This is a genomic window from Anabaena subtropica FACHB-260 (assembly GCF_014697105.1).
Taxonomy (GTDB): domain Bacteria; phylum Cyanobacteriota; class Cyanobacteriia; order Cyanobacteriales; family Nostocaceae; genus Trichormus; species Trichormus subtropicus.
Window position 1 is genome coordinate 13,383 of record NZ_JACJRF010000017.1, and the last position, 26,157, is coordinate 39,539.

The 26,157-nt window shown below is 40.6% G+C and carries 17 protein-coding genes, 1 tRNA gene and 1 pseudogene; 13 read left to right on the forward strand and 6 right to left on the reverse strand.

The genetic code is table 11. The annotated features are described in order from the left end of the window. The first annotated feature begins 228 nt into the window (after positions 1-228). From H6G18_RS11915 to H6G18_RS11930, 4 genes are all read left to right on the forward strand, one after another. Positions 229-501 carry a GlsB/YeaQ/YmgE family stress response membrane protein gene (locus tag H6G18_RS11915; RefSeq protein ID WP_190407319.1) on the forward strand — a complete coding sequence of 91 codons (273 nt, stop codon included), beginning with the start codon at positions 229-231 and terminating at the stop codon, positions 499-501. A 153-nt stretch (positions 502-654) separates the two neighbouring features. Next, positions 655-1,344: a manganese catalase family protein gene (locus H6G18_RS11920; protein WP_190407320.1), complete on the forward strand. Its 690-nt coding sequence runs from the start codon at positions 655-657 to the stop codon at positions 1,342-1,344. A 211-nt stretch (positions 1,345-1,555) separates the two neighbouring features. Beyond that, the gene (locus H6G18_RS11925; RefSeq protein WP_190407321.1) at positions 1,556-2,299 is read left to right on the forward strand and encodes a DUF3891 family protein; all 744 of its coding nucleotides are present in this window, start codon (positions 1,556-1,558) and stop codon (positions 2,297-2,299) included. Positions 2,300-3,123: 824 nt separating this feature from the next. Then, positions 3,124-6,654 carry a hybrid sensor histidine kinase/response regulator gene (locus H6G18_RS11930; protein ID WP_190407322.1) on the forward strand — a complete coding sequence of 1,177 codons (3,531 nt, stop codon included), beginning with the start codon at positions 3,124-3,126 and terminating at the stop codon, positions 6,652-6,654. A 263-nt stretch (positions 6,655-6,917) separates the two neighbouring features. On the opposite strand, the gene purH is transcribed toward H6G18_RS11930, so the two are convergent. Then, entirely contained in the window at positions 6,918-8,456 is a 1,539-nt protein-coding gene (gene purH, locus H6G18_RS11935) for a bifunctional phosphoribosylaminoimidazolecarboxamide formyltransferase/IMP cyclohydrolase (RefSeq protein ID WP_190407323.1), read from the reverse strand. 343 nt (positions 8,457-8,799) lie between these two features. On the opposite strand from purH, the gene H6G18_RS11940 reads away from it, so the two are divergent. Further along, entirely contained in the window at positions 8,800-9,807 is a 1,008-nt protein-coding gene (locus H6G18_RS11940) for a zinc-dependent alcohol dehydrogenase family protein (protein ID WP_190407324.1), read from the forward strand. Positions 9,808-10,124: 317 nt separating this feature from the next. Continuing rightward, positions 10,125-12,122, forward strand: a complete 1,998-nt coding sequence (locus tag H6G18_RS11945; protein ID WP_390824859.1) for a pentapeptide repeat-containing protein — start codon at positions 10,125-10,127, stop codon at positions 12,120-12,122. Here H6G18_RS11945 and H6G18_RS11950 read toward each other — a convergent pair. From H6G18_RS11950 to folK, 3 genes are all read right to left on the reverse strand, one after another. Beyond that, positions 12,115-13,737: an NAD(P)H-hydrate dehydratase gene (locus H6G18_RS11950; protein WP_190407325.1), complete on the reverse strand. Its 1,623-nt coding sequence runs from the start codon at positions 13,735-13,737 to the stop codon at positions 12,115-12,117. The two genes, H6G18_RS11945 and H6G18_RS11950, sit on opposite strands and share 8 nt — an antisense overlap. Before the next feature lie 110 nt (positions 13,738-13,847). After that, on the reverse strand, positions 13,848-14,396 hold the full coding sequence (locus tag H6G18_RS11955) for an NUDIX hydrolase (RefSeq protein ID WP_190407326.1): 549 nt from the start codon (positions 14,394-14,396) through the stop codon (positions 13,848-13,850). Positions 14,397-14,480: 84 nt separating this feature from the next. After that, positions 14,481-14,975, reverse strand: coding sequence for a 2-amino-4-hydroxy-6-hydroxymethyldihydropteridine diphosphokinase (folK, locus tag H6G18_RS11960; RefSeq protein ID WP_190407371.1), 495 nt, complete (start codon positions 14,973-14,975; stop codon positions 14,481-14,483). 563 nt (positions 14,976-15,538) lie between these two features. Between folK and H6G18_RS11965 the strand changes: the two genes are divergently transcribed. Further along, entirely contained in the window at positions 15,539-17,872 is a 2,334-nt protein-coding gene (locus H6G18_RS11965; RefSeq protein ID WP_190407327.1) for a transglycosylase domain-containing protein, read from the forward strand. A 314-nt stretch (positions 17,873-18,186) separates the two neighbouring features. On the opposite strand, the gene H6G18_RS11970 is transcribed toward H6G18_RS11965, so the two are convergent. Further along, a tRNA-His gene (locus tag H6G18_RS11970) sits at positions 18,187-18,259 on the reverse strand. A gap of 124 nt (positions 18,260-18,383) precedes the next feature. On the opposite strand from H6G18_RS11970, the gene H6G18_RS11975 reads away from it, so the two are divergent. The 3 genes from H6G18_RS11975 to cobA all read left to right on the forward strand — a co-directional run bounded on the left by H6G18_RS11975 (position 18,384) and on the right by cobA (position 20,451). After that, the gene (locus tag H6G18_RS11975; protein ID WP_190407328.1) at positions 18,384-18,767 is read left to right on the forward strand and encodes a DUF4359 domain-containing protein; all 384 of its coding nucleotides are present in this window, start codon (positions 18,384-18,386) and stop codon (positions 18,765-18,767) included. 188 nt (positions 18,768-18,955) lie between these two features. Continuing rightward, the gene (locus tag H6G18_RS11980; protein ID WP_190407329.1) at positions 18,956-19,669 is read left to right on the forward strand and encodes a sirohydrochlorin chelatase; all 714 of its coding nucleotides are present in this window, start codon (positions 18,956-18,958) and stop codon (positions 19,667-19,669) included. Beyond that, positions 19,666-20,451, forward strand: coding sequence for a uroporphyrinogen-III C-methyltransferase (cobA, locus tag H6G18_RS11985; protein WP_190407330.1), 786 nt, complete (start codon positions 19,666-19,668; stop codon positions 20,449-20,451). The genes H6G18_RS11980 and cobA overlap by 4 nt, the downstream gene beginning before the upstream one ends. A gap of 62 nt (positions 20,452-20,513) precedes the next feature. Here the strand turns inward: cobA and H6G18_RS11990 are convergent, their stop codons facing one another. Then, on the reverse strand, positions 20,514-21,650 hold the full coding sequence (locus H6G18_RS11990; RefSeq protein WP_190407331.1) for a response regulator: 1,137 nt from the start codon (positions 21,648-21,650) through the stop codon (positions 20,514-20,516). A 946-nt stretch (positions 21,651-22,596) separates the two neighbouring features. Between H6G18_RS11990 and H6G18_RS11995 the strand changes: the two genes are divergently transcribed. The 3 genes and pseudogenes from H6G18_RS11995 to H6G18_RS24740 form a co-directional block, all read left to right on the forward strand. After that, positions 22,597-23,292 carry a Uma2 family endonuclease gene (locus H6G18_RS11995; protein ID WP_190407372.1) on the forward strand — a complete coding sequence of 232 codons (696 nt, stop codon included), beginning with the start codon at positions 22,597-22,599 and terminating at the stop codon, positions 23,290-23,292. Positions 23,293-23,443: 151 nt separating this feature from the next. Continuing rightward, the gene (locus H6G18_RS12000; protein WP_190407332.1) at positions 23,444-24,382 is read left to right on the forward strand and encodes an RluA family pseudouridine synthase; all 939 of its coding nucleotides are present in this window, start codon (positions 23,444-23,446) and stop codon (positions 24,380-24,382) included. 1,027 nt (positions 24,383-25,409) lie between these two features. Continuing rightward, positions 25,410-25,607, forward strand: a pseudogene (locus H6G18_RS24740) (hypothetical protein); the annotation flags it as partial. Positions 25,608-26,157: the final 550 nt, after the last annotated feature.

The window sequence follows — 26,157 nt, forward strand, 5'->3', positions numbered from 1 at the left end:
TAATCATTAGTAATTAGATAAAAAATATAGAACTAGCTACAAAATATCTTTCTAGGGAAAGATAGGCAATATTTTATGATCTGATTTTGGAGGAATCTTTCAATAATTAAATATTAATCCTCTATATCTATCTTCTGGATTTTCTATTTATCTCATTTGGGAGAAACAATTGTAAAGCAGACTTAGTAATCTAGATACAGATGCAAGTTAATTTTTTGAGGTGTTTATATGAATATTATTGCTTGGATAGTATTAGGTCTATTAGCTGGTGCGATCGCTAAAGCCATTTATCCTGGTACACAAGGTGGCGGCATCCTCTCCACTATGATTTTAGGTATCATCGGTGCATTTATTGGTGGTAGTCTATATAGCCTATTTGCAACGGGGACTTTACAATTAACCGCTACCAGTTTAAGTATTCCTGGCCTCTTAATCGCAATACTTGGGGCAATGATAGCTATTTATTTGTGGGGACTACTCAGCAGAAGTAGAAGCGTCTAGCTCCATGAGGCAAAAGACAAAATCAAAACTTATGGAAATATTAAGTTTTTGATTTTGTTAATCCTCCTTAAGTAAATACTTTTGTCTTAATGGCTAGCAACTGAATGTTGTAGTTAGTCTTCTATTTGTTGCAAATAATTACAGAGGCAGTTCATGTTTTTTCATAAAAAAGAGCCAATTCACGTTGTCGATATTGGGGAAGCCAACCCTCGTTTTGCTCAGTTACTTCTAGAGCAATTTGGTGGAGCAACAGGTGAATTATCGGCAGCTTTACAATATTGGGTGCAATCATTCCATGTGGAAAATGCTGGAATTAAAGATATGCTCCAAGATATTGCTATCGAGGAATTTGGCCATTTAGAAATGGTTGGCAAACTCATCGAAGCTCATACAAAAAATGTGGATCAAACAGAGGCTTATAAAAGTACTCTTTTCGCTGTGCGTGGTATGGGCCCTCACTTTTTAGATAGTCAAGGGAATGCTTGGACAGCAAGTTACCTCAATGAAGGTGGTGATGTAGTTCGGGATTTGAGAGCTAATATTGCAGCTGAAGCTGGAGCGCGTCAAACCTACGAAGAACTGATTAAGCTATCACCAGATGAAGGAACTCAGAAAACTTTAGTTCATCTTCTCACACGAGAAATTTCTCATACCCAGATGTTTATGAAAGCTTTAGATTCACTGGGTAAATTAACAGATCCATTCTTTGGCAATGTCCAGCCTGACGAAACCGTTGCGCTCTATTACAATCTGTCATCCAATGGTAATGGCCATGATGAACGTGGTCCTTGGAATTCAGAGCCAACATTTAAATATGTTGCTAACCCTCTGGAAAAGCACTGATAATTCAAGATTTGAGGTTTAAATTTCAGTTAGTTTTAGGGTGTTAGACAATCTATCGATCAAGTTACCTAACAGATGTATTTTAATGTTGGGTAACTAATTTATTAAGGATGGTAACTGATAATCATAAATAGAAATATTTTTGGGCTAATAGATAAAGTATTTAATAATCATTTTTAAAAATCACAACTTAAAATTCGGGAGATTAATTGTGATTGTGAATGCGACACCGACTGGATGGGAAGTTATTTATCACCGTTCCCATGCTTTATTAGCAGCTCAATTAGCGGGACAATGGAAACGCAAAAACTCTCCTGCCAGAATATACGAAACCCTAGCCGCAATCTCTCATCATGATGATTTAGAAAAAGAATGGGAAGAAGATAATCTGACTGAAGCTGGCACGCCTAAAGATTTTATGATGGCTGACGATACTATAAATTCAGATACTTCATGCCAAAAACTAGCTAATCTAGCCAATAATGCTCGTTATCGAGGACGGTGGGTAGCTATGTTAATTTCTATGCACATTAGCCGTTTGAATGAGTCAAAACGGGGTCAGGATAGCGGATTCGACAAATTTTTAGATGAACAATTGCAAAACCAACAACGTTACCGTGAAGAACTAGGTATAAAAAAAGATGAAGTAGATGCAGCTTATGCGTTCATGCAGTGGTGCGATCGCTTATCTCTCATTTTATGTCAGCAAGAGTTACCTGCTGACGAACGGTTTTTAGAAATTAGTCAGGGCCCTGATGGTCAACGCTATGACATCATGCAACGTAGCGATAACTTAATCACTGTCCAACCTTGGCCTTTTGAAGATGAGAACTTTACCGTCAATGTGGAAGCTTGTGACTTAAATCAAGTCAAATTTGCCAGTAACGCTGAATTAACTCAAGCACTGCAAACAGCCCCAATTAAGGTACTAGAGTGGACTTTCGTCAAAAGCTAAAAAGCACCTGGGAGTGTTGCCGTGTTTCCACCCCAGATGCTTTTAATTTTCAACTTGCTCCTCACACACAATCAGAGAATATCACTTGTTATTTTGCTAGGCAAGTATATTGTGTGACACTTTCTTAACTGCACAGAAAGTACTGGAATATCCTCAATCAAAAAGCGCCCGGGAGTGTGGCCGTGTTTCCACCCCAGGCGCTTTTTATTCTTAACTTGCTCCTCACACACAAGTAAAACATAACACTTATTGTTCTAAAAAGTAAATCTATCTTGTGACAGTTTGCTATCTGCACAAAATAGCAGTATTTTTCCGGAATCATGAAAAAACGCCTGGGAGTGTGGCCGTGTTTCCACCCCAGGCGCTTTTTATTTTTAACTTGCTCCTCACACACAAATAGAAGTTATCACCTATTTTTTGAGAAGGCAAGTATAAGGTGTAACGCTTTATGAATTCTTTAAATAAAGTCTCAAAATCAGTACTAATTTATTAAAGATTCTTAATAAACCTAGTCTATCTGTTTGCTGATTGAGTTGCTTCTATCGGCTATGTGTGAATCCAACAAAGCTATAATTTGAAAGGCAACAGTAACCCAACGGCCCGAAAAATTCTACTTCAGGGATGAGGTTGTTCCTATGAACTATGTACACTAACAAGTTATGAAAGTGGATTATTTTCCCTCTCTCCACTCTCTCTCCCCTACTCTTTACTTTAAAGTCAAACATTTATACTTGCTAGTGTGAGATATATCTCAAGATTGTTACCTATAGTAGAAGAACACTTTATGTCTGATAAACAGGTTACTGCCAGGGATTAAATGCAGTATGTTAAATATCCAGCGCTCTCATTTGCAGCGTTCCTGTATCTCTATTGTGTCAGTATTATTGGCGCTGTTACTAGGCTTATTGCTGGAAAGAGGTTTAAAAGTAGAGATTTCGCCACTTTTTTTTGCATCGGTAGTCTTTAGTAGCTGGTACGGTGGATTGGCTCCGGGTTTATTCGCTGCATTCTTGGCTATTTTAGTGAAAAATTATTTCTTCGTTGTACCGTTCTACTCACTAGGACTAAGCCAATGGAGTGACATATTAAATTTAATCGTCTTTGCCTCAGTAGCACTATTAATTAGTTCATTGAATTCGCAAATACGTGCTGCCAGGCAAGTATCTGAGGCAAAGCTAGCAAAGTTGAGGGTGAGCCATCACCAGTTGTTAGAGACAGCCCATGAAGGTATTTGGATATTTGACCATGAAGGAAAGACAGAATATGTCAATCCTCAGTTAGCCAAAATGCTTGGTTACAGTATTGAACAAATAGGTGATCGCTCAATTTTTGATTTCATTGCGCCTCAACAACGCCTGGAAATTGAGCAATGGCTAAAGCAACAGCAAAGGCACCATCAACAAACTAAACAGCAGTTTGACTTATGTTTACAACGCCATGATGGATCACCACTTTGGGTAATTATTTCCCTGAGTTCAATACTAGATCAGCACAGCCAATTCTCTGATGTAATGGGCTACACCCCACCGGATGTCATGGCTATGCTCACAGATATCACCGAGCGTAAGCAGTCGGAGGAGACTTTAGCACAGGAACAAGCAAAACGTGACCTCGAAGGCCAACGCCTGCGTGCCATCCTGGATATTCTCCCGATGGGAGTATTAATTGCTGATGCTAAAGGAAAGCTTTTAGAGATTAATCCGGGCGTGAAAGCAATTTGGGGAGAAGAGGCCCCATTGCTCGACAACACCAGTCAATATCATGAATATAAAGGATGGTGGGCAGATACAGGCAAACCTTTGGCAGCCAAAGAATGGACACTAGCCCGTACCCTAGCTACGGGTGAGGCCATAATTGGGGAAGAGATTGATATTGAAACATTTGATGGGCAGAGAAAAACCATCCTCAATTTTGCTATACCCATTTGTGATGAAACCGGAGCGATACTTAATGTAGTAGTTGTTAATGTAGATATTACTGAGCGCAAACGGGTAGAAGCAGCATTACGGCAAAGTGAAGCACTAGCCAAAGCACGAGCAGAAGAACTGGAAACTATCATGGAAACTGTGCCGGCGGCTGTCTGGATTGCTCATGATCCCCAATGCCATTTCATGACTGTTAACAAAACTGCTTATGAAATGATGCGGATGTCACCAGGATCACCGATGACAGCAACTCCTGCCAGTGGAGAATATCCCTTTCCATTTAAAATTCAAAAAAATGGTCAAGATATTCCCCTGAATGAGTTGGCAATGCAACAAGCCGGTCTGACTGGGCAAGAAGTAGAAGCAGAATTTGAATTTGTTTTTAGCAAAGAGGATGTACGATACATTTACGGTAAGTCTACTCCTGTACGTGATACAGATGGTAATGTCCGAGGCGTAATTGGTGCTTTTCTCGATGTCACTGATCGCCAGCAAGCAGAAGCAGCGTTACAGGAAAGTGAAGCTCGACTAAAACAGTTATTACAATCGAGTATTATTGGCATTATTGAGGCAGATTCAGAACGAATTAATTTTGCTAACGATGCCTTCCTCGAAATTGTTGGGTACACCCATGAAGACTTGCTCACAGGAAAGCTTTGTTGGCAAGACATGACCCCACCAGAGTATAGTGAACTGGATCAAGCCAAGGTAGAGGAAGTATTAAATTCTGGATTCTGCACTCCCTTTGAGAAGGAATATATCCGTAAAGACGGCTCTCGTGTTCCCATTTTATTGGGTGCTGCTCGATTAAGTGTCAGCCCATTAAGATGGGTCTGCTTTATTCTAGATTTAACAGAACGCAAACAAGCAGAAGCCGCACTACAACAAAGCGAATTGATGTTTCGCACACTAGCAAACACAATGCCGCAAATGTTTTGGATTACACAGCCTAATGGCTACCATGAGTATTTCAATCAACGTTGGTATGACTATACAGGAATGACATTAGAGCAAGCCCAAGGCGAAGGATGGCAAAACATTCTCCATACTAATGATGTGCAAGCCACGATGGCACATTGGCAAGATTGTGTCCAGACTGGCAAAAATTATGATATCGAGTGTCGTTTGCGTCGTGCGGCTGATGGAGAATACCGTTGGCATTTAGCCAGAGCCTTCCCATTAAGACATGACAATGGTCAAATATTAAAATGGTTTGGTTCTTGCACAGACATTCATGACCAGAAGTTAGCTATTGAGGAACGCGCCCAGGCTTGGGAACAGGAACGTGCAGCCCGGATAGAATTAGAACAAGCCAACCGAATGAAAGATGATTTTCTAGCAATAGTTTCTCATGAGTTGCGATCGCCACTTAATCCCATTCTCGGCTGGGCAAAACTCCTCAAGAGTCACAAGTTAGATACATTCAAAACTCATCAAGCCCTAGAAGTTATCGAACGCAATGCCAAATTACAAGCGCGATTAATAGACGATTTACTAGACGTTTCGCGGATTTTGCGTGGTAAGTTGAGTTTGAATGTCTGTACAGTTGATTTGGCAAATACTGTCGAATCTGCATTAGAAACTGTGCGTCTAACGGCTGAGGGTAAATCAATTCACATAGAAACTGAGTTGACTTCCAATGTGTGCCGAGTAGAAGGCGACCCCAACCGTTTACAGCAGGTGGTGTGGAATTTGCTGAGTAATGCTGTAAAATTTACACCCGATGGAGGGCGAATAGAAGTTAAGTTAGAACGAATTGGTTCTTTAGCGCAAATTCAAGTCAGCGATACAGGAAAAGGTATTAGTCTTGACTTTCTCCCTTATGTGTTTGAACGCTTCCGCCAAGCCGATGAGGTGACAACCAGAAAATTTGGTGGATTGGGGTTAGGGTTAGCGATAGTCCGTCATCTTGTAGAACTCCACGGTGGTTCTGTGCAGGTAACAAGCCCAGGAGAAGGATTAGGCACAACATTTACTGTCAATCTGCCCCTGATTGTGGCTTCTCAAGTATACGACGAGTATTTTGCCCCTGACACTACCCCAAATCTACAAGGACTGCGGATAGTAGTGGTAGATGATGATCCTGATACTTTAGAATTGCTAAGTTTTATTTTGGAACAGTATGGAGTGGAAGTTAAGGCAGTAAATTCAGCTAATGAAGCATTGCAAGCGATCGCTCAAACCAAACCAGATTTACTATTAAGTGATATTGGGATGCCAGAAGTCGATGGCTATATGCTGATTCAGCAAGTCAGAGCGATGGAAGTAGCATCAGACACAAAGTTACCAGCGATCGCCCTCACCGCATTTGCAGGGGAAACTAACTTTCAAAAAATTATTTCTGCTGGCTTTCAAAGGCATCTCACCAAGCCTGTAGAACCATTAGAATTGGCAACAGTTATAGCTAATTTGATTTACAGTAACTCGTGATTTTTATATTGAGTAATGAGTAAGGAGTAAGGAGTAATGAGTAATGAGTAATGAGTAATGAGTAATGAGTAATAGAATCAATTTTTAGATAATTAAAAAGCGCTCAGAAGTGTTACCGTGTTTCCACTCTAAGCGCTCTTAAATTTCAACTTGCTCCTCACACTCCTAGAGTGTAACACTGCGTTGAAACCAAAGCTGATGTTATCAGTGACACTTTGCTAACTGCACCAATGTGAGGAGGAAGTTTTGTATTTTCTCCTGCCTTAGTGTAAAAAGTGACGCACGCCAGTTAACACCATGAGTAAACCCAGTTCGTTCGCAGCTTTGATAGAATCTTGATCCCGCAGACTTCCTCCTGGTTGGACAATAGCGGTAATACCGGCGGCGGCGGCGGTTCTGACGGAATCATCGAAGGGGAAAAATCCATCGCTGGCGAGGATTGCACCTTTAGCTTTGTCTCCTGCTTGTTCTAAGGCGATTTTGGTGGAACCGACGCGGTTCATTTGTCCTGCACCTACACCTAGAGTAGTGCGATCACTTGTGATGACAATGGCATTAGATTTAACGTGTTTGCAGACTTTCCAAGCAAACAGCAATTCTGCTAATTCTTCAGCAGTAGGCTGGCGATCGCTAACCACTTTCCATGTACTCGGATCCGCAACCATATCATCCGCAGCTTGCACAAGAAAACCGCCAGCAATCTGTTTGATTAAGGTTTTCGAACCACTACCCAAATCTGCTAAAGTTAATATCCGCACATTAGATTTCTTTGCCAGAATTTTTTGTGCTTCTTCATCACAATCAGGCGCAACCACACATTCTAAAAATGTCTTCGTTAACTCGCTGGCTGTAAGTGCATCGATGGGACGGTTCAGGGCGACGATACCCCCAAAAGCAGAAGTAGAATCAGCATTAAACGCCTTTTGATAGGCTTCAACAATGGTATCTCCCAAGGCTGTACCGCAAGGATTGGTATGTTTAATAATGGTTGCGGCTGGTGTATCGGTAAATTCGCCAATAATTCGACGGGCTGCTTCTAAATCAACCAAGTTATTGTAGCTGAGTTCTTTACCTTGTAGTTTCTTGGCTGCTGCCCATCCTGTTGGGGTAGTCCCTGTTTGATACCAAGCTGCTGGTTGATGGGGATTTTCACCGTAACGCAGAGATTGTAATTGTGTACCACCTAGACTGTGTTGTTGGGGTAGGGATTCTGGAGATTGTTGACTGAGGTAGGAAGCGATCGCCTGATCATAATTAGCCGTATGTAAAAATCCTTTTAAAGCGGCTTTTTGGCGAAATTCTAAAGACGCTTCCCCATTATTTTGGTGTAACTCTTGCAGATATTCATCATACTGTGCTGGGTCACACAACACCGTCAAATGAGCAAAATTCTTTGATGATGCGCGTAACATCGCCGGGCCGCCGATATCAATCTGTTCCACAGCTTCCGCTAATGTCACCCCTGGTTTAGCGATCGTAGACTCAAACGGATAGAGATTTACCACCACCAAATCAATCGGGCGAATTTGGTTACTTTCTAAATCTGCAACATCACTAGCTACATCCCGCCTCGCCAAAATCCCACCATGAATCCGGGGATGTAAGGTTTTGACTCGTCCGCCTAAAATTTCTGGGGAACCCGTGTAATCTGCAACCTTCGTCACAGGTAAACCCGCATCCTTGAGGGCTTGAGCTGTTCCCCCACTGCTGATTAAATCAAACTCAAATTCTTCCACCAAGCGACGAGCTAAGTCAATTAAACCAGTTTTGTTAGATACACTCAGCAGTGCTAGACGCGCCATGTCTCGATTCCTCAGATGCGAAAGACCCCAATTTTCACATAACCCTTGGTTCACTTCAAGACCATTGGGAATAACAGTTCAAAATTCAAAGAAGATACACTTAATTATCTCAGAACCAACAAATTATCATAAGAAAATCTCTGCGTACCTCAGCGCTACTCTGCGTTAAAAAGGATAAAATCTGGCGCAGCTTTACAAAGAAACCGATAATACCATACTGCCTTGAGATGGTATCTGGTTTTCTTAATGGCAAATTGCGAATTGGTATTAGACTGTGTTGGTAGGCTCAATTATTATTGAGCCTACATCTTTTTTGGAGAAGTTCAGCCTGGAGGAGAAAATTGTGAAAGCCGTTCTCATGACAGCACCTGGTAGTCCAGAAATGCTGCAATTACAGGAAGTTCCCCATCCCAGTGTTCCTGTGGGAAGTACAGAACTTTTAGTCCGCTTGGTAGCGGCTGGTGTTAATCCCCTTGACACCAAACTACGGAAACGTGGTACTTTTTACCCAGAACAAATGCCCGCCATTTTAGGATGTGATGGTGCAGGTATTGTGGAAGCTGTGGGTAATGGTGTTCAGCGTTTTCATGTGGGGGATGCAGTATATTTTTGCAATGGTGGTTTAGGTGGACACCAGGGAAATTACGCTGAGTACACTGTGGTAGATGAACGCTTTGCAGCCCATAAACCTGCTTCTCTGTCCTTTGCTGAAGCCGCAGCCGCACCTCTGGTACTCATTACCGCATGGGAAGCTTTATATGAACGGGGAAGGTTAGAACCAGGTGAAAAAGTTTTAATTCATGCGGGTGCGGGTGGTGTTGGTCATGTAGCGATTCAATTAGCAAAACTCAAAGGCGCAACTGTTTCTACTACTGTTGGTTCTGAAGAAAAGGCGCGTTTTGTCGAGCAAATTGGCGCTGATCATGTTATTTTCTACAAACAAACAGACTTTGTTCAAGCTGCTTTAGATTGGACGAACGGCGAAGGCGTTGATTTAGCTTTTGATACCGTTGGTGGTGAAACCTTTCACAAAACCTTTCCCGCAGTACGTGTCTATGGCGATATTGTGACGATTCTGGAACCTGATGCGAATACAGTTTGGAAAATTGCCAGAAACCGTAATCTGCGTATTGGTTTGGAATTGATGCTGACACCGATGCTGTTAGGCTTAGTAGAAGCACAGCAACACCACGCAGAAATTTTAGCAGAATGTGCTGACTGGATTGACCAAGGTAAGTTAACAATTCATGTTAGTCATCAGTTTCCCTTAAAAGATGCAGCTAAAGCTCACCAGTTACTTGAATCTGGTGGTATTACAGGGAAAATTGTTCTGCTGATTAGCGATGAGTAATGAGTGATGAGTAATGAGTAATGAGTAATGAGTGATGAGTAATGAGTAATGAGTGATGAGTAATGAGTAATGAGTAATGAGTAATGAGTAATGAGTAGGGAGTAGGGAATATTTATTTATTACTTAGATTGTTTAGCTGGTGGCAAAAAGTTAAGTTATTCATCGGTTTGTGTGCGTTTTTATTGTTTTTGCTTCCTCTCCCAGTTTGGGCAGCACCAATACAACCAGAACGTACACCTTTAACTCTAGAATTATTACAAGAGCGATTACGAACACCAAATCTCCGCGAAGGCAATTTAACTGTAGATTTGCGACAAATGGTAATTGATTTGCGTCCAGAAGATGTTAGTTTTCGAGATGCGTTTTATCAGATGTTGCGGAAGGAACTACAAAAAACGGGGGCTAAACCTCTAGGTTTAGACTTGAGTTATTCTCTGATTCAAGGGGATTTTATAGGTAGTGATTTAGGCTTAAAAACACCTTTGTATGCTCAAGCGATCGCTCCCATTTTTACCCCTACTGAACAAGCTCAATTAGAACGTTTACGGCTCGTTTGCTTGCAATCATTAGCTGTAGGTTTACACAATTCTAAAGACTGTCGATCACTTCTGGGAACTCAATCAACAGTATCCAGTGAAGTGACTGTTTTTCGTGGTGCATTAACCCTGGAACAAACCCGATTTAATGGGGAAGCAACATTCGCTAACACATTTTTCCTGCAATCTGTCAATGCTAAAAATGCCACATTTCTCCAGTCTACTAATTGGCATGAAACTAGATTTAGTCGTCCTGTAAATTTCACTAGTGCAAGTTTTAGACAAGCTAGTAATTTTCAAGATAGTGTTTTTTTTGACCAAGCTAATTTTAAACAAACCCAATTTCAAGAAATAGCTAATTTTCAAGGAATTAGTTTTGAAAATACAGCTAATTTTAATCAAGCTAATTTTAAACAATTAGCTAAATTTAATGGTGTCCAGTGGCTAGGAAACGCTGATTTTTCTGGTGTGAGATTTGCTAATCAAGCTCAATTTACGCGGGCTAATTTTAATCAGTTACTTTCTTTAGTAGAGACAAGTTTTGAGCAAGCTGTGATTTTTCGAGAAACATTGTTTAATCAACCAGTAGATTTACGAGGAACAAGTATTCTCAATCAAGCAGATTTTAGTGATGCTATATTTTCTCCAGCAGCATTTTTAAACGTCCCTGGATTAACATTTAATTCTAATCAAGCCAAAATTTTAGGTAATCCAGGGGAGATTGGCAAAATGTTTTATATTCCTACATTGCAAGGGAATCAAAATGTTTTGCGGAATTTAGGACAGAACTTTCGACAACAGCAGCAAGTTACTGATGCTAATCAATTAGAATATACAAAACAACAACTACATCTCAAAGAATTAAGTCAACGTTTAATCGGGACAAATATTAATAGTGCATCTGTAGTAAATTTAATTAACTTGGGTTTTTCGCCTACTCAAGCAAATGTGATTGCTAAACGTCGAGAAGTAAAACCATTTCGTAACAGCAGTGAGTTATTGAGTTTAGCAGACATTGATTTAGAAATATACACCAAATTGAGCGATCGCCTGGTAGTTGCTGAACCCCTTTCACTAGGAAGTTGGTTACTGGAGGCTTGGGGTTGGTTAGCCTTGAGTGTATTGTTGCTGTTAAGTGGCTATGGGACAAACTTTTGGCTAGTTTTTGGCGTGGGGGGAGTAGCGATCGCTTATTTTGGGTTACTCTTTTGGTTAGTAGATCGCGCTCGTCGTCTACATCCTACACCCATCATTCCCACATACTACGAAACCGTTGCCATATTAACTAGTTTTAGCTGTTTAGAATTTTTTAGTTTATTAGCTATTTTTCAGAATGCTGAACAGCCTTTACTCACATTAGGCTGTATTTTGATGATTATTTTCCCCTTACCTGTAGCATTATTAATTCGTCTTTATCAACAAGGACGTTATCACGATTTAATGAATATTTCCTACTTCACAGAAGATGGAACCTTCAGACAACTACGCCTACTAATTGGACGCTTACCAGTCATCCCCAGAAATCAAACCTTTCGAGAAAGATATATGCCATTATTAAGCGATCGCCATTGGAACTGGCTCAATTATTATGATTTTAGTCTCAATAATTTATTGCGGTTAGGATTTAACGATATTCGCCTCAGAGATGAACATTTACCAGGAATTATTGCTACCCTTGCTTGGTATCAATGGAGTTTAGGCGTACTCTACATCACCCTAGTTCTGTGGACACTCTCCCGCACAATTCCCGGATTAAATCTATTAATCTATCTCAAATAACCCCTCCGCGCCCCTCCGCGTTTAACACCCCCAACAAATACTGTGACAAGGTAAACGCATCTACCCCTAACTCAGTACGTTCACGAGCTGCTAAAATACCTGCTTGAGCGTGCCACCATGCAGCAGTAGCCACAATATCCTCTATCGGGATTTCTTTATTTACCACTTGTGCTAACAATCCCCCAAGTAACCCCGTTAACACATCGCCACTACCACCACGAGCTAAAGCTGGTGTACTTTCGGGATTAATCCACACTGAACCTTGAGGATTAGCTATGGCAGTTCTCGCCCCTTTTAACAATACCACTGCCCCACTTTGGGCGGACGCTTCCCGCACAGCCTTGACTCTATCGTGTTTAGCATCAGCAACATCAGGAAACAATCGAGAAAATTCCCCTGTATGGGGTGTGAGTATTGTTGCAGATTGGCGTTTTTGTAATGTGGGAATTGTCCCTAACTGTGCCAAAATATTTAAACCATCGGCATCGAGAATTAAAGGGCGATCGCTAGTTAGAACTTCCTCCACAATAGATGTAGCATCTTTAGTTAAACCAGGGCCACAGGCGATCGCACTAAAGGAACTTAAATCAGTATTATCTGGTAATTGTAACTGAGCGATTGCCCCTGTTTCCGTCTCAGGACAACCAATCACCAACGCTTCCGGTAAATGGGATACCAAAAGATGCTTGAGAGATTCGGGTACAGCAATTGATAGCATCCCGACACCGCTACCCCTAGCACCCAAAGCCGTCAAAATCGCCCCACCAGCATAACGCCGGGAACCACAAATTAATAGTAAATGCCCTTCTTTATACTTATGCGTCACTGGGGGACGGGGTAAAGGTAAAGTAGATAGGGCTGCTGCTCGTGTAATCCGTTTGATTTCGGGTGTATCTCCCAACACAGCCAGCACATCAGCTAAAGGTATATCAAAATCAATTAGCTCAACTTTACCTACATAATCTAAAGCTTGATCCTGCAATAAACCTTGCTTCCATAAACCTAAACAAAAGGTATAAGTCGCCCGAATCGCGGTTCCCAATACTTCACCTGTATCAGTATGTAACCCCGAAGGCAAATCAATACTAATAATTGGTTTACCCCATTCATTCAACTGATTAATTGCTGAAGCAATGGGTTCAGTAATTTTTCTTTCTAAACCAAAGCCAAACAACCCATCAACCAAAACATCACAATCAGATAATTGCTCAATATCTTGATAACAAGGAATCCCTAGACTTTGAGCATACTGCAAATGCTGTGAAGTTAATTCCTTCAGCTTATCAAAAGGTGAATAAATCCAAACTTCATACCCCATAAAATGCAATTCCCGCGCCACAACCAACGCATCACCACCGTTGTGTCCTGGCCCCGTGAGGATTCCCACACGGGAAGAAATACAATCTTGTCCTAAAATATCTTGAATGCGCCTAGCAATTAATCCTGCCACTTTTTCCATCAAAGCAGATACAGGCATTCCTGCTGCAAATATCCGCGCTTCAATGTCTCGCATTTGCGTAGCAGTAACTATGATTTGGGAAATGTGTTCGTTTCTAGTTAGCACTGCACTTTGTTCTAAAGCAAGAGCGTTCACCGAAGGTGTTGGCGGAGCCATCGCTTCATACAATTAATTTTATCCTAGCCTGAACGATAAAAATCATCTAAAAGGGACGCACAGTAATCTGTACGCCCCTACAATAATCTATTTGTATCAGCAAGCTGACTTTAAACTAAAAACGGCCGCGCTAAGAAAAAGCTAGTAATTGACTTCGCATCTATGGGTTCTCCCTCCAGAATGGCTCTTTCCATTTCTTCTGGTGTTAACAGTACAGTTTCAATATCTTCGTCGTCGTCTTGTTTTGGTGGTGTGTCTAGCTTTTCTAAATCCCTCGCCAGAAAAGCATAGATAATTTCATCGGAATAACCAGGTGCGAGGAAAAACTCGCCTAATTTATCCCACTTTTGCGCGCTATAACCAGTTTCTTCTTCTATTTCGCGCTTTACGGTTTCTAAAGGCTCTTCTGTGGGTTCTAAAGTTCCTGCGGGAAATTCAAGTATCCGCCCTTGCACAGCAAAACGATATTGACGGACGAGTACAAGTTTACCTTCTGGCGTTACAGGCACAGCTAGAGCGCCGCCGGGGTGACGAATGCACTCCCATTCGCCTTCGGCTTTGTTGGGTAAACGCAAGCGATTGACTTCAAAATCAAATTTGCGCCCTTTATAGAACAAGCGTTGTTTTAATAGCTGTGGTAATTCTCTACCTAATGGCATAATTAAGATTATTTTGTCTTAAATAGCACAGATAAACACTGGAGTTGTTCGTCCTATCAGCGTTTTCTGCTCTGGGTAATGGTTTTAACTGCCCTTTAACAAATGTACATCAGAACAGTCTACCTTTTTTACCAGCTCTCTAATTACATATCCGGAAAGTGGCTCTATCCAATCAGGCACAATCTCCGCTAAAGGCACTAATACGAAGGCTCGCTCTTGCATTCGCGGATGAGGTATCTGGAGAATTGGTGTATCAATAATTAAGTCATCATACAATAACAAATCCAAGTCCAGCGATCGCGGGCCCCAACGTTCTTGTCGCACCCGCCCAAATTTTTGTTCTATTGCTAGCAATGTTTCTAACAATTTTTGGGGATTCATCTCTACCTGTAGTGTGATGCAACCGTTTAAGTAATCTGGTTGTGGCGGCCCTACTGCTTTGGTGATATACCAACTGGATTTTGCTTGTAGTTGAATGCCTGGAATAGCTGCTAATTCTGCTGTTGCAGCTTCTAATATTGTTAAAGAATCACCTATATTACTACCAAGGGCGATCGCTGTTTGCGTGGCGTTGCTCATCGCACTTGCTTGAATCTTTGGCGTAAATTCTGCATCGTGGTTTGTGAATACTTTTTGGCTATTTTTATTATTATAAACAGTCAATAGAATTTACTGTATTTTTATTTACAAACACTAATTACTTGAATACTGTAACAGTTTTGTGTTATTTCTGATATTCGATGTGCGACTTCAATCTTCCCCATTTCTCCAAAAATTCGAGGATTTTGTTGCCAATAAATGATTTATGAAGGCTACAAAAAAATGATAATTTAAAATTTATCAAGCTTTAAGGCTGTGATAAAGATCAAATCAATATAATTTTCTATTTATTTTGTTAGGCTATCTGTCCCTGAATTTCCACTTGTTAATAGTTCTGCAAAAAACATTTTTATAAAATGATGAATTTAGTTAATTGTTTATAAGCTATTATGATAACACCAATGTGTTGCACAGAAACTTAATTTATCTCTTAAGGATTAGTGCAAAATATTGTGCGAAGAACTAACGTGGAGAAACTTAATCTCCTAGTTCAAGCAACAAGTAACTAAATTTTGAGTGACTCTGACAAGGGGGAACTACACTTGCCGCCTAGTAATCGTTACGAGCAACAAGAATCCACAAATGAGAGCTTACCGCCAACAAAGGTGGTAAGACCAAATAAATTACTCAACCGGATAGGTGGTCTAACGTCTGGGATCGTTAGTGGATTTACGAGCCGCCAGCAGCCTATCTATCGTCGTTTATGGTTTTGGGCTGGCTTAAGTGTAGGTGGTGGGATCATTGCCTTCACCTATTTATTAGGGGAAATAGATAGAAGCTTACCTGATAAATCGGAACTGCAAGCAGTTGTTCGTGAGCAAACAATAACTATCAAAGCTGTTGATGGGAGTATATTACAGCAGCAAGGAGAAGCAACCAGAGAAAAACTAAATCTGGAGCAGATACCTGATACTCTCAAAAACGCTTTTATTGCTTCCGAAGATAGTAGATTTGGGCAGCATGAAGGTATTGATGCCCCAGGAATTATCAGAGCCGCAATTAATAATTTGCGATCGCAAAATGTGGTAGAAGGTGGCAGCACCATTACCCAACAGTTAGTCAGAATTCTGTTTCTGAAACACGAGCGTACAATCTGGCGCAAACTCAAGGAAATGCGTCTGGCTCAGAAATTAGAACAAGAATTAACCAAAGAGCAGATTTTAGAGCGTTATTTGAATTTAGTATATTTGGGTGCTGGAGCTTACGGAGTAGCAGATGCGGCATGGGTATACTTCAGTAAACCAGTAGACCAACTTACCCTTGATGAAGCAGCAATGATTGCGGGGCTACCGCCTGCACCAAGTCTGTTTTCCCCAGACAGAAGCCCAGAAGCTGCCAGAAAACGGCGAAATTTGGTATTGCAACGCATGGAAACAGAGGGCTTCATCACCTCTGCCCAAAAGCAAGCCGCCATGCAAAAAGCAATTACTCTCAAATCCAGTTTGCCCAAACGACTGCAAGTAGAATCGCCTTACTTTAGCACTTACATTCAGCAAGAATTACCAAAGTATGTTTCTCCTGAGGTGTTAGCCACTGGAGGCCTAACTGTAGAAACAACCTTAAATCCAACTTGGCAAGCAGCAGCCGAAGCAGCAGTTGCTAAAACCTTAAAAAATCAAGGACGTTGGCAAAACTTTAGACAAGCAGCTTTAGTCGCCATTGACCCCCGTAACGGGCAAATACAAGCTATGGTTGGGGGCAGAGACTTCGGTAAAAACCAATTTAACCGCGTTACCCAAGCAAAACGCCAGCCAGGCTCAACATTTAAGGGTTTTTTATATGCTACCGCGATCGCTACTGGCAGAAGCCCTTACGATACTTATTTAGATGCTCCCTTTGTTGTCGATGGCTACGAACCAAAAAACTACGGTGAAACTTTCCGGGGCATGATGAATATGCGCGATGCTCTCACCCGTTCAGTGAATGTGGTAGCCCTGAAAGTCATGCTTGATGTGGGATTTGAGCCAACTATTCAGACAGCCAAGAACATGGGGATTAAATCGCAACTCAATCCTCATTATTCTCTAGCTCTTGGCTCGAATGAAGTCAATTTATTAGAGCTAACCAGTGCTTACGGCAGCTTTGCCACCCAAGGATTACACTCTGAGCCACATGGCATCCGCCGCATCCTCAACCGCAAAGGAGATGTCATTTGGTCGGCAAAATTTGATTCTCAGCGAGTCCTTGACCCTACTAGCGCTGCCATCATGACATGGATGCTGCGTAACGTTGTTGATTCTGGCACTGGTGCAGCAGCCAGACTTCCGAATAGACCAGTGGCCGGGAAGACCGGCACATCCGATGAAGCCCGTGATTTGTGGTTTATTGGCTACATTCCCCAACTAGTGACAGGGGTTTGGTTAGGTAACGATGACAATCGCCCCACCTCTGGCGGTAGTGGTAGCGCTGCGTCTACTTGGCATGAATTTATGAAACAAGCTGTAGAGGAAATGCCAGTAGAAAAATTCCCTGAAAGACCCAAATTAGAAGGTCGCAAAGGCAGCATTAAAGCAAAACCTATCAAGCCCAAACAAATCCTCCACCGTTCTCTTAAATCTGATCCTGAAGCAGTCCAGGATACCAGTTCATCCACAAGGCGCAGAAGAAGAAATCAGCAGTTAGAACAAAACACCCCGACTGATTCACCCAGAAGAAGAAGAAGACGCTCTAGCAGCCAAGAATCTGGCTCTAGTGTTAGTGAAAATACATCTCGCACAAGACGGCAAAACAGGGTAGCAGAGTCAAATACCCCAGTACCCCGTAGAGATCGAAGGTCTTCATCTCTAAGAAGTAGTAGTTCTAGCTCCGCTAATTCTTCAACACCCAAACCTTCCTGGCGAGACAGGCTCAGACCTATGCCATCCTCTTCTGACTAATCCCAGTTGCTAGTTAAAGTGTTTTTTCTGCGAATGTGTACTGCACCAAACAGAGAAATGGTGTATCTAGATTTAGTTTTGAGATTTGGTAATTGGTGACGGGTAATTGAAAAGCAACTTTCTCCCATTACCCATTACCAGTTTTGTAAGGCGTTTTATGATGTACGTGTACACCTTGGGGCTGGAACCTGAGAGGAAATAGAAACTCTACAAGACACCGCAAGCCAAAGAATGAGCTACAAAGCTCATATTTTTCAGATTATCCCCATTTGAACAATGGTGTACATTATTTATGCTATCTTTTAGCAAAAAAGGGCGAACGAGGGGACTTGAACCCCCGAATGGTGGAACCACAATCCACTGCCTTAACCACTTGGCTACGCCCGCCATAGACATACTTGATTATAGCACGTGTTTGGTGAATTGATCCAGATTTTTTTGAAAGGAACGGACTGTACTGATTCAGAGTCTGAGGAATGCAAATTAATTTAGCGAATTAAAGTTAGAAAGTATGAAACTATTTACCATCATGGCATCTGTAGGAGCGTTAGGACTAGCAGCTGTGTTGGGAGTAGGAATGGCGAAAACCAATCCTCATCAGACTGAATATGAAGAGTATGCTGTACAACGACTGACGGGATACTTAAAAAATGATGTCTGCAATAAAACAACGAAGCTCTTAGAACGGTTAATAAATTATAACTGTGACAAATTAGTAGATTCCGCTAACCCCCAAATACGGCAACTCCTCTCAGCTACTACCGAAAGACAAGACTTTGTTCTTTTTAGCATTTACCGTACTGAATTAAAATTAAGTACCTGGATACCATCCTACAAATTTGAAACCGTGGGAGCATTTAATAACTTTTATACTTACACGGCAGAAGAACAGTGAAGAGCAGGGGGCAGGGGAGCCACTGCGGTCTTCTCTACGTTCCCTACGGGTGGCGGAAGCCTCTCGTAGAGAAGTGGTCTCCCCAAGTGGAGCAAGTGGCGTAGCAGGGGAGAAGAAAACCAATAACCAATGACTAATAACTTTCTGTAACATAGTAAAAATAGTTACGAAAAATTGACCTATTGCCCATGTCATCTGCCTACTTGCTGGTATCCCACGGAAGCCGAGATCCGCGTCCAGAAATTGCTATGCAGCAATTAGCAAAGCTGGTGGCTGAAAAACTACATATTCCAGAAAAGCTAGTGGGTACAGGATATTTGGAAGTGGTTTCTGAGCCTTTGCATGAGCAGATTAGAAATTTTTCCCAAAATGCTGAAGCTGTTGGTTGTCATCGCCTGAAAATCATACCCTTGTTTCTGCTCCCAGGCGTTCACGTGATGACGGATATTCCTAGTGAGGTAGCACAGGCACAACAGGCTGTATGTCAAGATATCCTGATTGAATTACAACCATACTTGGGTAGTCATGGGGGTTTACAAGCATTCCTCCAAAAGCAAATCGCTAGTATAAAAGCAGAAGCGTGGATTCTTTTGTCTCATGGTAGCCGTCGCCCAGGTTCTCTACAGCCAGTGGAGATAATGGCGGTGAATATAGGGGCTGTTACTGCTTATTGGTCTGTAGCTCCTAGTTTAGAATCGCAGATAGAAGAGTTAGTAAGGGCTGGTTACAAAGAAATTGCGATTTTGCCATACTTTCTATTCTCAGGTGGCATAACTGATGCGATCGCTCAAGCAGTTGAGGCGCTAAAATTACAATTTCCTGGGGTGAGTTTATACTTAGCAGCACCTCTGGGAGAAAGTGGAGAATTAGCCGATTTAATTGGGGATTTAATTTACAGATGAACCGCACAGACAACGAGGGGAAAAAGGATTTGGGTAAGGTTTATTTGGTGGGTGCGGGGCCTGGTGATCCAGGGCTGATGACTGTGAAGGGAAAAGGTATCTTAGAATGTGCCGATGTGGTGATTTATGATGCTTTAGTCAGTCCGGCAATTTTGGCAATGATTAATCCCCAAGCAGAGCAAATTAACGCTGGTAAGCGGATGGGGCGACATTCACTGTTGCAAGACGAAACAACTCAACTACTAATTGAACAAGCCCAACATCACGCTGTTGTCGTGCGCTTAAAAGGTGGCGATCCTTTTATTTTTGGTCGTGGTGGAGAAGAGATGGCTGATTTGGTTGCTGCTGGTATCCCAGTGGAGGTTGTGCCAGGAATTACATCTGGGATTGCAGCGCCAGCCTATGCAGGGATTCCCTTAACTCATCGCTTATATAGTTCATCTGTTACTTTTGTAACTGGTCATGAGGCGGCTGGTAAGTATAAACCGAAGGTAAATTGGCAAGCGATCGCCCACGGTTCAGAAACAATAGTAATTTATATGGGAATCCACAACCTACCTTACATTGTGGAACAGTTAAATAAGGCTGGATTGAGTTTAGAAACACCGATTGCTTTAGTACGTTGGGGTACACGTCCCGAACAAGAAGAACTAATTGGTGAATTGGCGACAATTGTAGAACTAGTGGAAAAAAGCGGGTTTGAAGCACCAGCGATCGCAGTCATTGGATCGGTAGTCAATATGCACCGTATTTTATCTAGATTAGAGTTGCTGCATGATTAACGCTTTTAGTCTATGATCGGTCACGAGTTTCAGCTTCATGACGTAACTGACGAAATTAAAAATTACACAATATGTTTAAAGATTACTTTTAGTAAATCTCCTTGAGTAAAAGGTTTAGTTAAATGACCTGACGCTCTGACTATCTTAGCTCTGGCTCTATCAATTAGACTAGCTTTTGCTGTCACCATAATCACAGGTGTGTTTTTAAAATATGAATGTTTGCGTAATAAAGAACATAATTCATAGCCATCTAAATCAGGCATATCAACGTTGATCAAAATGATATCTGGCTTTGTGCAGAGAATTTCCATCAAAGCTTTTAAGGAATCTGTTACGCCAATTACTGCAAATATTTGGTCATCTAAAAAAGTTCTAATACTATTTAGTACAATTGGATTTTCATCAATACAAAATATCGTATAAACTTTTTTATCAGCAGATGGAGATACCTGCTGATATCCATTATTTACAGTATTAGGCTGAGATATATAGCGCTTTGGATATTCTAAAGATTTATTAGTATTTATTTGTGGTAATCGTGGCTCAGGTTTAGGCTGAGTATGTGTACGCGATGTAAATTTATTACTATGTCTGCTGTTAATTGACGACTGATTATTTTCTGTAGATGAAGATGTTTCTTGAGTAGATGCTTCCCTACGGAATTCTTGGGGAACACGTCCACGCTGTTGACATTGTTCCACTAATAATCGAACATTCAGGTAACAAAATTTAGGTAAATCGTCTAAAAAACTTTCGGGAATAAATTCATAACTACCTTCTTCTAATGCCAGAAATGATTCTAAAACTTCTAATGCTAATTCTTCTATGAGAATGGCTGTTTGTGTGGAACTAATATATTTCTGATTTACTAACCAACAAATAGCCAAATAATCGGGATTTGGTATTGCTTGACTTTCTATTCCCGTTTCAAAAATTGCTCGTAACTGCTCGTTAATTTCTTTAGGTAGTGTCGTAATTTGTTGGCTCAAACTCCGCAAATGTCTATAAAGCGGTTCAAACATTCTCTCGGAATAGCAAGCATAAATCAGCTTACCCTCTTCTACATATATTGACCAAGTGCCTGAAGTACTGAATACTTGCAAGCAACCAGTAACTGTCTTCCCAGTAATTTTTTTTAATAAAGATAAGGGTTGTAATTTCTGAAAGAATCTGTACCTAGTAATCGGAAGTGTTTTCATGGCGATCGCTCTGCTATTAAATCAAGATTTAAAATAAAAATTAGTGAAAAAGCTTCCACTGTTGACCAATATGTTTGTGAAAATAGTTTTAGTTAAATTTAAGTTTTTACATTTGAGTAACGACAGTGAATTTTGACTTTTTGCCATGACAAATTTTCCACCAAGCAGTAGCACATCTAAGTACAACTCACCCTGAGTGGAATAGCGTCATGATGCCAAACAGAAAAATTACTCAACTGATTACTAGAAAACAGTGTTTCAAAAACCAGATTGATTTTCTGTATCTTTCATTAACTTGGCTAATCTAACAGTACCTTAAGTACTACACGTAGAGTTATTGGCTCAAACCCATCAGTAGCAAAAGTTTTATCTGTCTTCTCACTGTATAACGCCAAATTAAGGTAAATTAAGCTGAAATACGGTTACATAGTGAGAAGCGAGTGTTTTTACGCACTCAGCAATTGTTGCTTTGTAACTTACTTAAGTTTGAGATTTTAGAGATGTTATTAGCCAGATTTTTCACAGCAATCACTTGCCAAATGTCAATAGCAGATTTTTACTATAAAGATTTCTCTTTTCTTTAAATGGTAGATAGGCAAGTAATGGCTTACTAAATGCTAGGTTACTCTAATTTATCTAGGGAAATAAAAATAATATATAAACTTTATGGCTAATGCTTAAAGAAAGCGTGAATAAAAATTAAACTGGAAGGTATTTGAATACTTCCTTACTCATTAGTTTTCCTGAGGGTGAAAAATTGTACAGTAGAAACCACATTTTTATAATTTTTTAATGTGAATCCTGTTCAGTGTATGTGCAATATTGCCATTTCCACAATAAATTAGCGATCGCCTACATTGGCTTGTTGCTAAACCTTACCTGTTTCTGGCTCTTAACTCAATTCGTTAAAATTAACAATGCCACTTGTGAAACGGGAATTACCGCAATGGTTACACTGATACCATCCTCCACCTCAAAAGGCATTATCTACCCGGACAGCGACGGACTGCCAATAGCAGACAACACAAAACAGTTTGAGTTGATTGTACTAATCAAGAAAAACTTGGACTTATTGTTTGCCAATGACCCTAATGTATTCGTCGCAGGTGACTTACTCTGGTATCCTGTTGAAGGTGATAACCTAAAACGTCGTGCGCCTGATGTAATGGTGGTTTTTGGCAGACCAAAAGGCGATAGAGGCTCCTATATCCAATGGCAAGAAGAAAACATTTCACCGCAAGTAGTGTTTGAAATTCTCTCCCCTGGTAATACTGCTAAAGAGATGATTGCAAAATACAAGTTTTATGAACGCTATGGGGTAGAAGAATATTATTTATATGACCCTGAGAAATTTGAGTTAAGTGGTTGGTTACGCTCTGGTGATGAATTAGCGGAAATTTCCCAAATGGCTGGATGGACAAGTCCTCGTCTCGATGTCCGCTTTGAGTTGTTAGATAGTGACCTTCAGATTTATCGTCCAGATGGTCAAAAGTTTTTAACATATTTAGAACTGGCGCAGCAAAGGGAAGAAGCGCAAATACAAGCTGAACAAGAACGCCAACGCGCTGAACAAGCAGAAAACCAATTATCAGCACTTCGTGCTTTACTGCAAGCCAAAGGAATTAATCCAGACGAATTATGACTCAGGGCTGAGTGTTGAGTGCTGACTTAAAAATATTATTTTCTAATCGCCAAAATTTCCTGAATTTTGTGGCGCTTGCGTTTCCCGTTCGCGGTAGCGTTGCGTAACAAAGAGTATTTTGAATTTTAAATTGATTTGTCCTTAGTGCCTAATGTTGAACGAATTTTACTTACTAGTTGAAGAAAACAGCGAACGCATCGACCGTTATCTTGCTGAAGAATTACCAGATTTATCCCGTTCTCGGATTCAACAGTTAATTGAACAGGGTAAAGTCCAAGTTAATGGCAAAGTTTGTACATCTAAAAAGATAAACCTGAAAGTAGGCGATCGCATCATTTTAGCAATTCCCGAAGCCCAACCCTTAGAACTACAAGCAGAAGATATACCCCTAGATATTCTCTATGAGGATGACCAGCTACTCATTCTCAACAAACCAGCTGGTTTAGTTGTTCATCCAGCACCCGGACACCCTAATGGCACATTGGTAAACGCTTTGTTGGCGCATTGTCCTAATCTCCCAGGTATTGGGGGTGTGCAAAGACCGGGAATTGTCCATCGTTTAGATAAAGATACAACGGGGGCAATAGCGATCGCTAAAACCGACATTGCTTATCAACATCTACAAGCGCAACTCCAAGCCAAAACCGCACGGCGAGAATATTTAGGTGTTGTTTATGGTGCGCCAAAAACTGCAACTGGCAAAGTAGATTTACCCGTTGGTCGCCATCCCCAAGACCGCAAGAAAATGGCTATTGTCCCCGTAGAAGAAGGGGGAAGGTCAGCCATCACCCATTGGCAAATACAAGAACGTCTGGGAAACTTCACATTAATTCACTTTCAACTTGAAACTGGACGCACTCACCAAATTCGGGTTCACAGCGCTAAGATGGGTCATCCTATAGTCGGCGACCCTGTGTATGGTTCCGGTCGTTCTGTGGGAGTAAATTTACCAGGTCAAGCTCTCCACGCTTGGCGATTGAGATTGCAACATCCAATTTCTGAAGATTGGGTTGAAGTCACAGCAACTCCTCCACAAAGTTTTACAACTCTCTTAGACATTCTTAGACGCAGAGCCGCCATATCTTCTTGACCCTGTTTAAGCAATCAGACTCTTCATTTTGAAAGGGGTGCGAGGGTAATACCATTTTGGATTTTAGATTTTAGATTTGGGATTGAAAACCGCTTGGTGTATATGGGTTTTCTCCGTCCATCTGTCGCCATCATTTTTCAAATTAGAATAACTAGTCGTCTTACTGTCAGCAAGACAGCATATATAAGCTTGATTTAATACCAGGGTAGAAAAAATGCTCAATCATTTATTAAGTAAAGTAAATAAAATGATTTAATTATTAAACTATTGTTCATACAAAGTAACTAAAACCTTTATAAAAAAATAAGTTTTGGGAAAGTCTGTGTGTATTAACACTAACTTAAAAAACTTAAGAATAAATTCATTCAAGCGGTATGTAAAATAATAAATAAGGATTTAAAAGCAATTTTAAATCCTTATTTTAATTACTAATATAATTTACATATAGGTGCAGGTTTTTTCAATTATCTATTCGGGAAAGATTGCTTTAAAATTTACTCTTTAGGCATGGATAATAATTGTAAATAAACTGAAAAATGGTGCAATTACCTTTAGATAGGAATAAAAAAGGCTTGACCGTAGCAATTGCTGCTTTATCTAATAATCACTAAATTCTCTATTGCGCTACTCATTCAAAATTTCCTTCACTTCGGGACACTGCAAGAATACTGGCGCTCCGACTTTTCTCTGTATTCAGAATTAATTCAAAATTTTTTATTCTTCATTTTGAATTATCTTGGCACAAGCCTTCCCTATGTTAGTGTAAGCCTAGCTGTAGGCTAATTTACATTTTCCGTTCAAGAAAATTCACTATTTAATGTTAATAATTAGTGATTGAGAATTTTATACTGTTATACTTTCAGTCCATTATCTTGTACATTTTTCCATCAAAAGTCAACTTATTAATAAACCCATATTTAGCTTACAACTAAATCAGGCTGAGACTCCAGAATAAGCGATCGCTTTAGCCGCTATTACTGCCTTAACCTAAACATTTCATCATCACTATCCTAACAATGCCCAATAAAAGCTAATTTGGGTATTACTCACACCCGAAGATCGAGGATTACGTTACGCGGTGGAGGTGTCTTTACAAGAAATTGCCACACCAGAAGCTCAAGCTGTTTTACGACAAGCGATCGCTTTGGGTTCAAAAAAGCAGGGATCTGAAATACTCTTCCCCAATCCCCACTGTCTTTTCATCTCTGGATTTGCGTTAGCGTAGTGGACGCAGCGCAGCGAGTTTTTAAATTATGAGATTTTGTGTAATCCCATATCTGTCTTGAAATTATAGTGCTTCGACGAGGGAAACCCGTCCACGCAACTTTCCGCAAGATCCAAAATCCAAAATTCTCCAGTCCCCTTCTCTACAAATGTTGCGAAAAATTAATTTTACGTTTATTCACAAAAACCATCCTGATGAAAAACTTCAAGTAAAACAGCAATAGATTGCTATCACTACGTTTGTGGAAATATTAAAAAATAATTAACCCTCCTATATTTCTGCTAAAACCGCTAATTTATGAAGTTGTGTTACGAAGAATTAGTGGTTTTCTCAGTTCTAGCCCTTGTATGTAAAGCAGTTGAGGGGGTTCTTATTCCTGCAACTTATTTATTCACAATTTTTAACAAAATAAGGATCTATAGCATTGTATAAACATAAGCTGGAGGGGTTAAACAACAGACAAAAGTTAAACAAGGCAATCGATTCATAAAGTTTGCCAGCTTCTCATAAAATCACCCCAGTTTCTCATTTTTCTCATTTTATTGAAGTG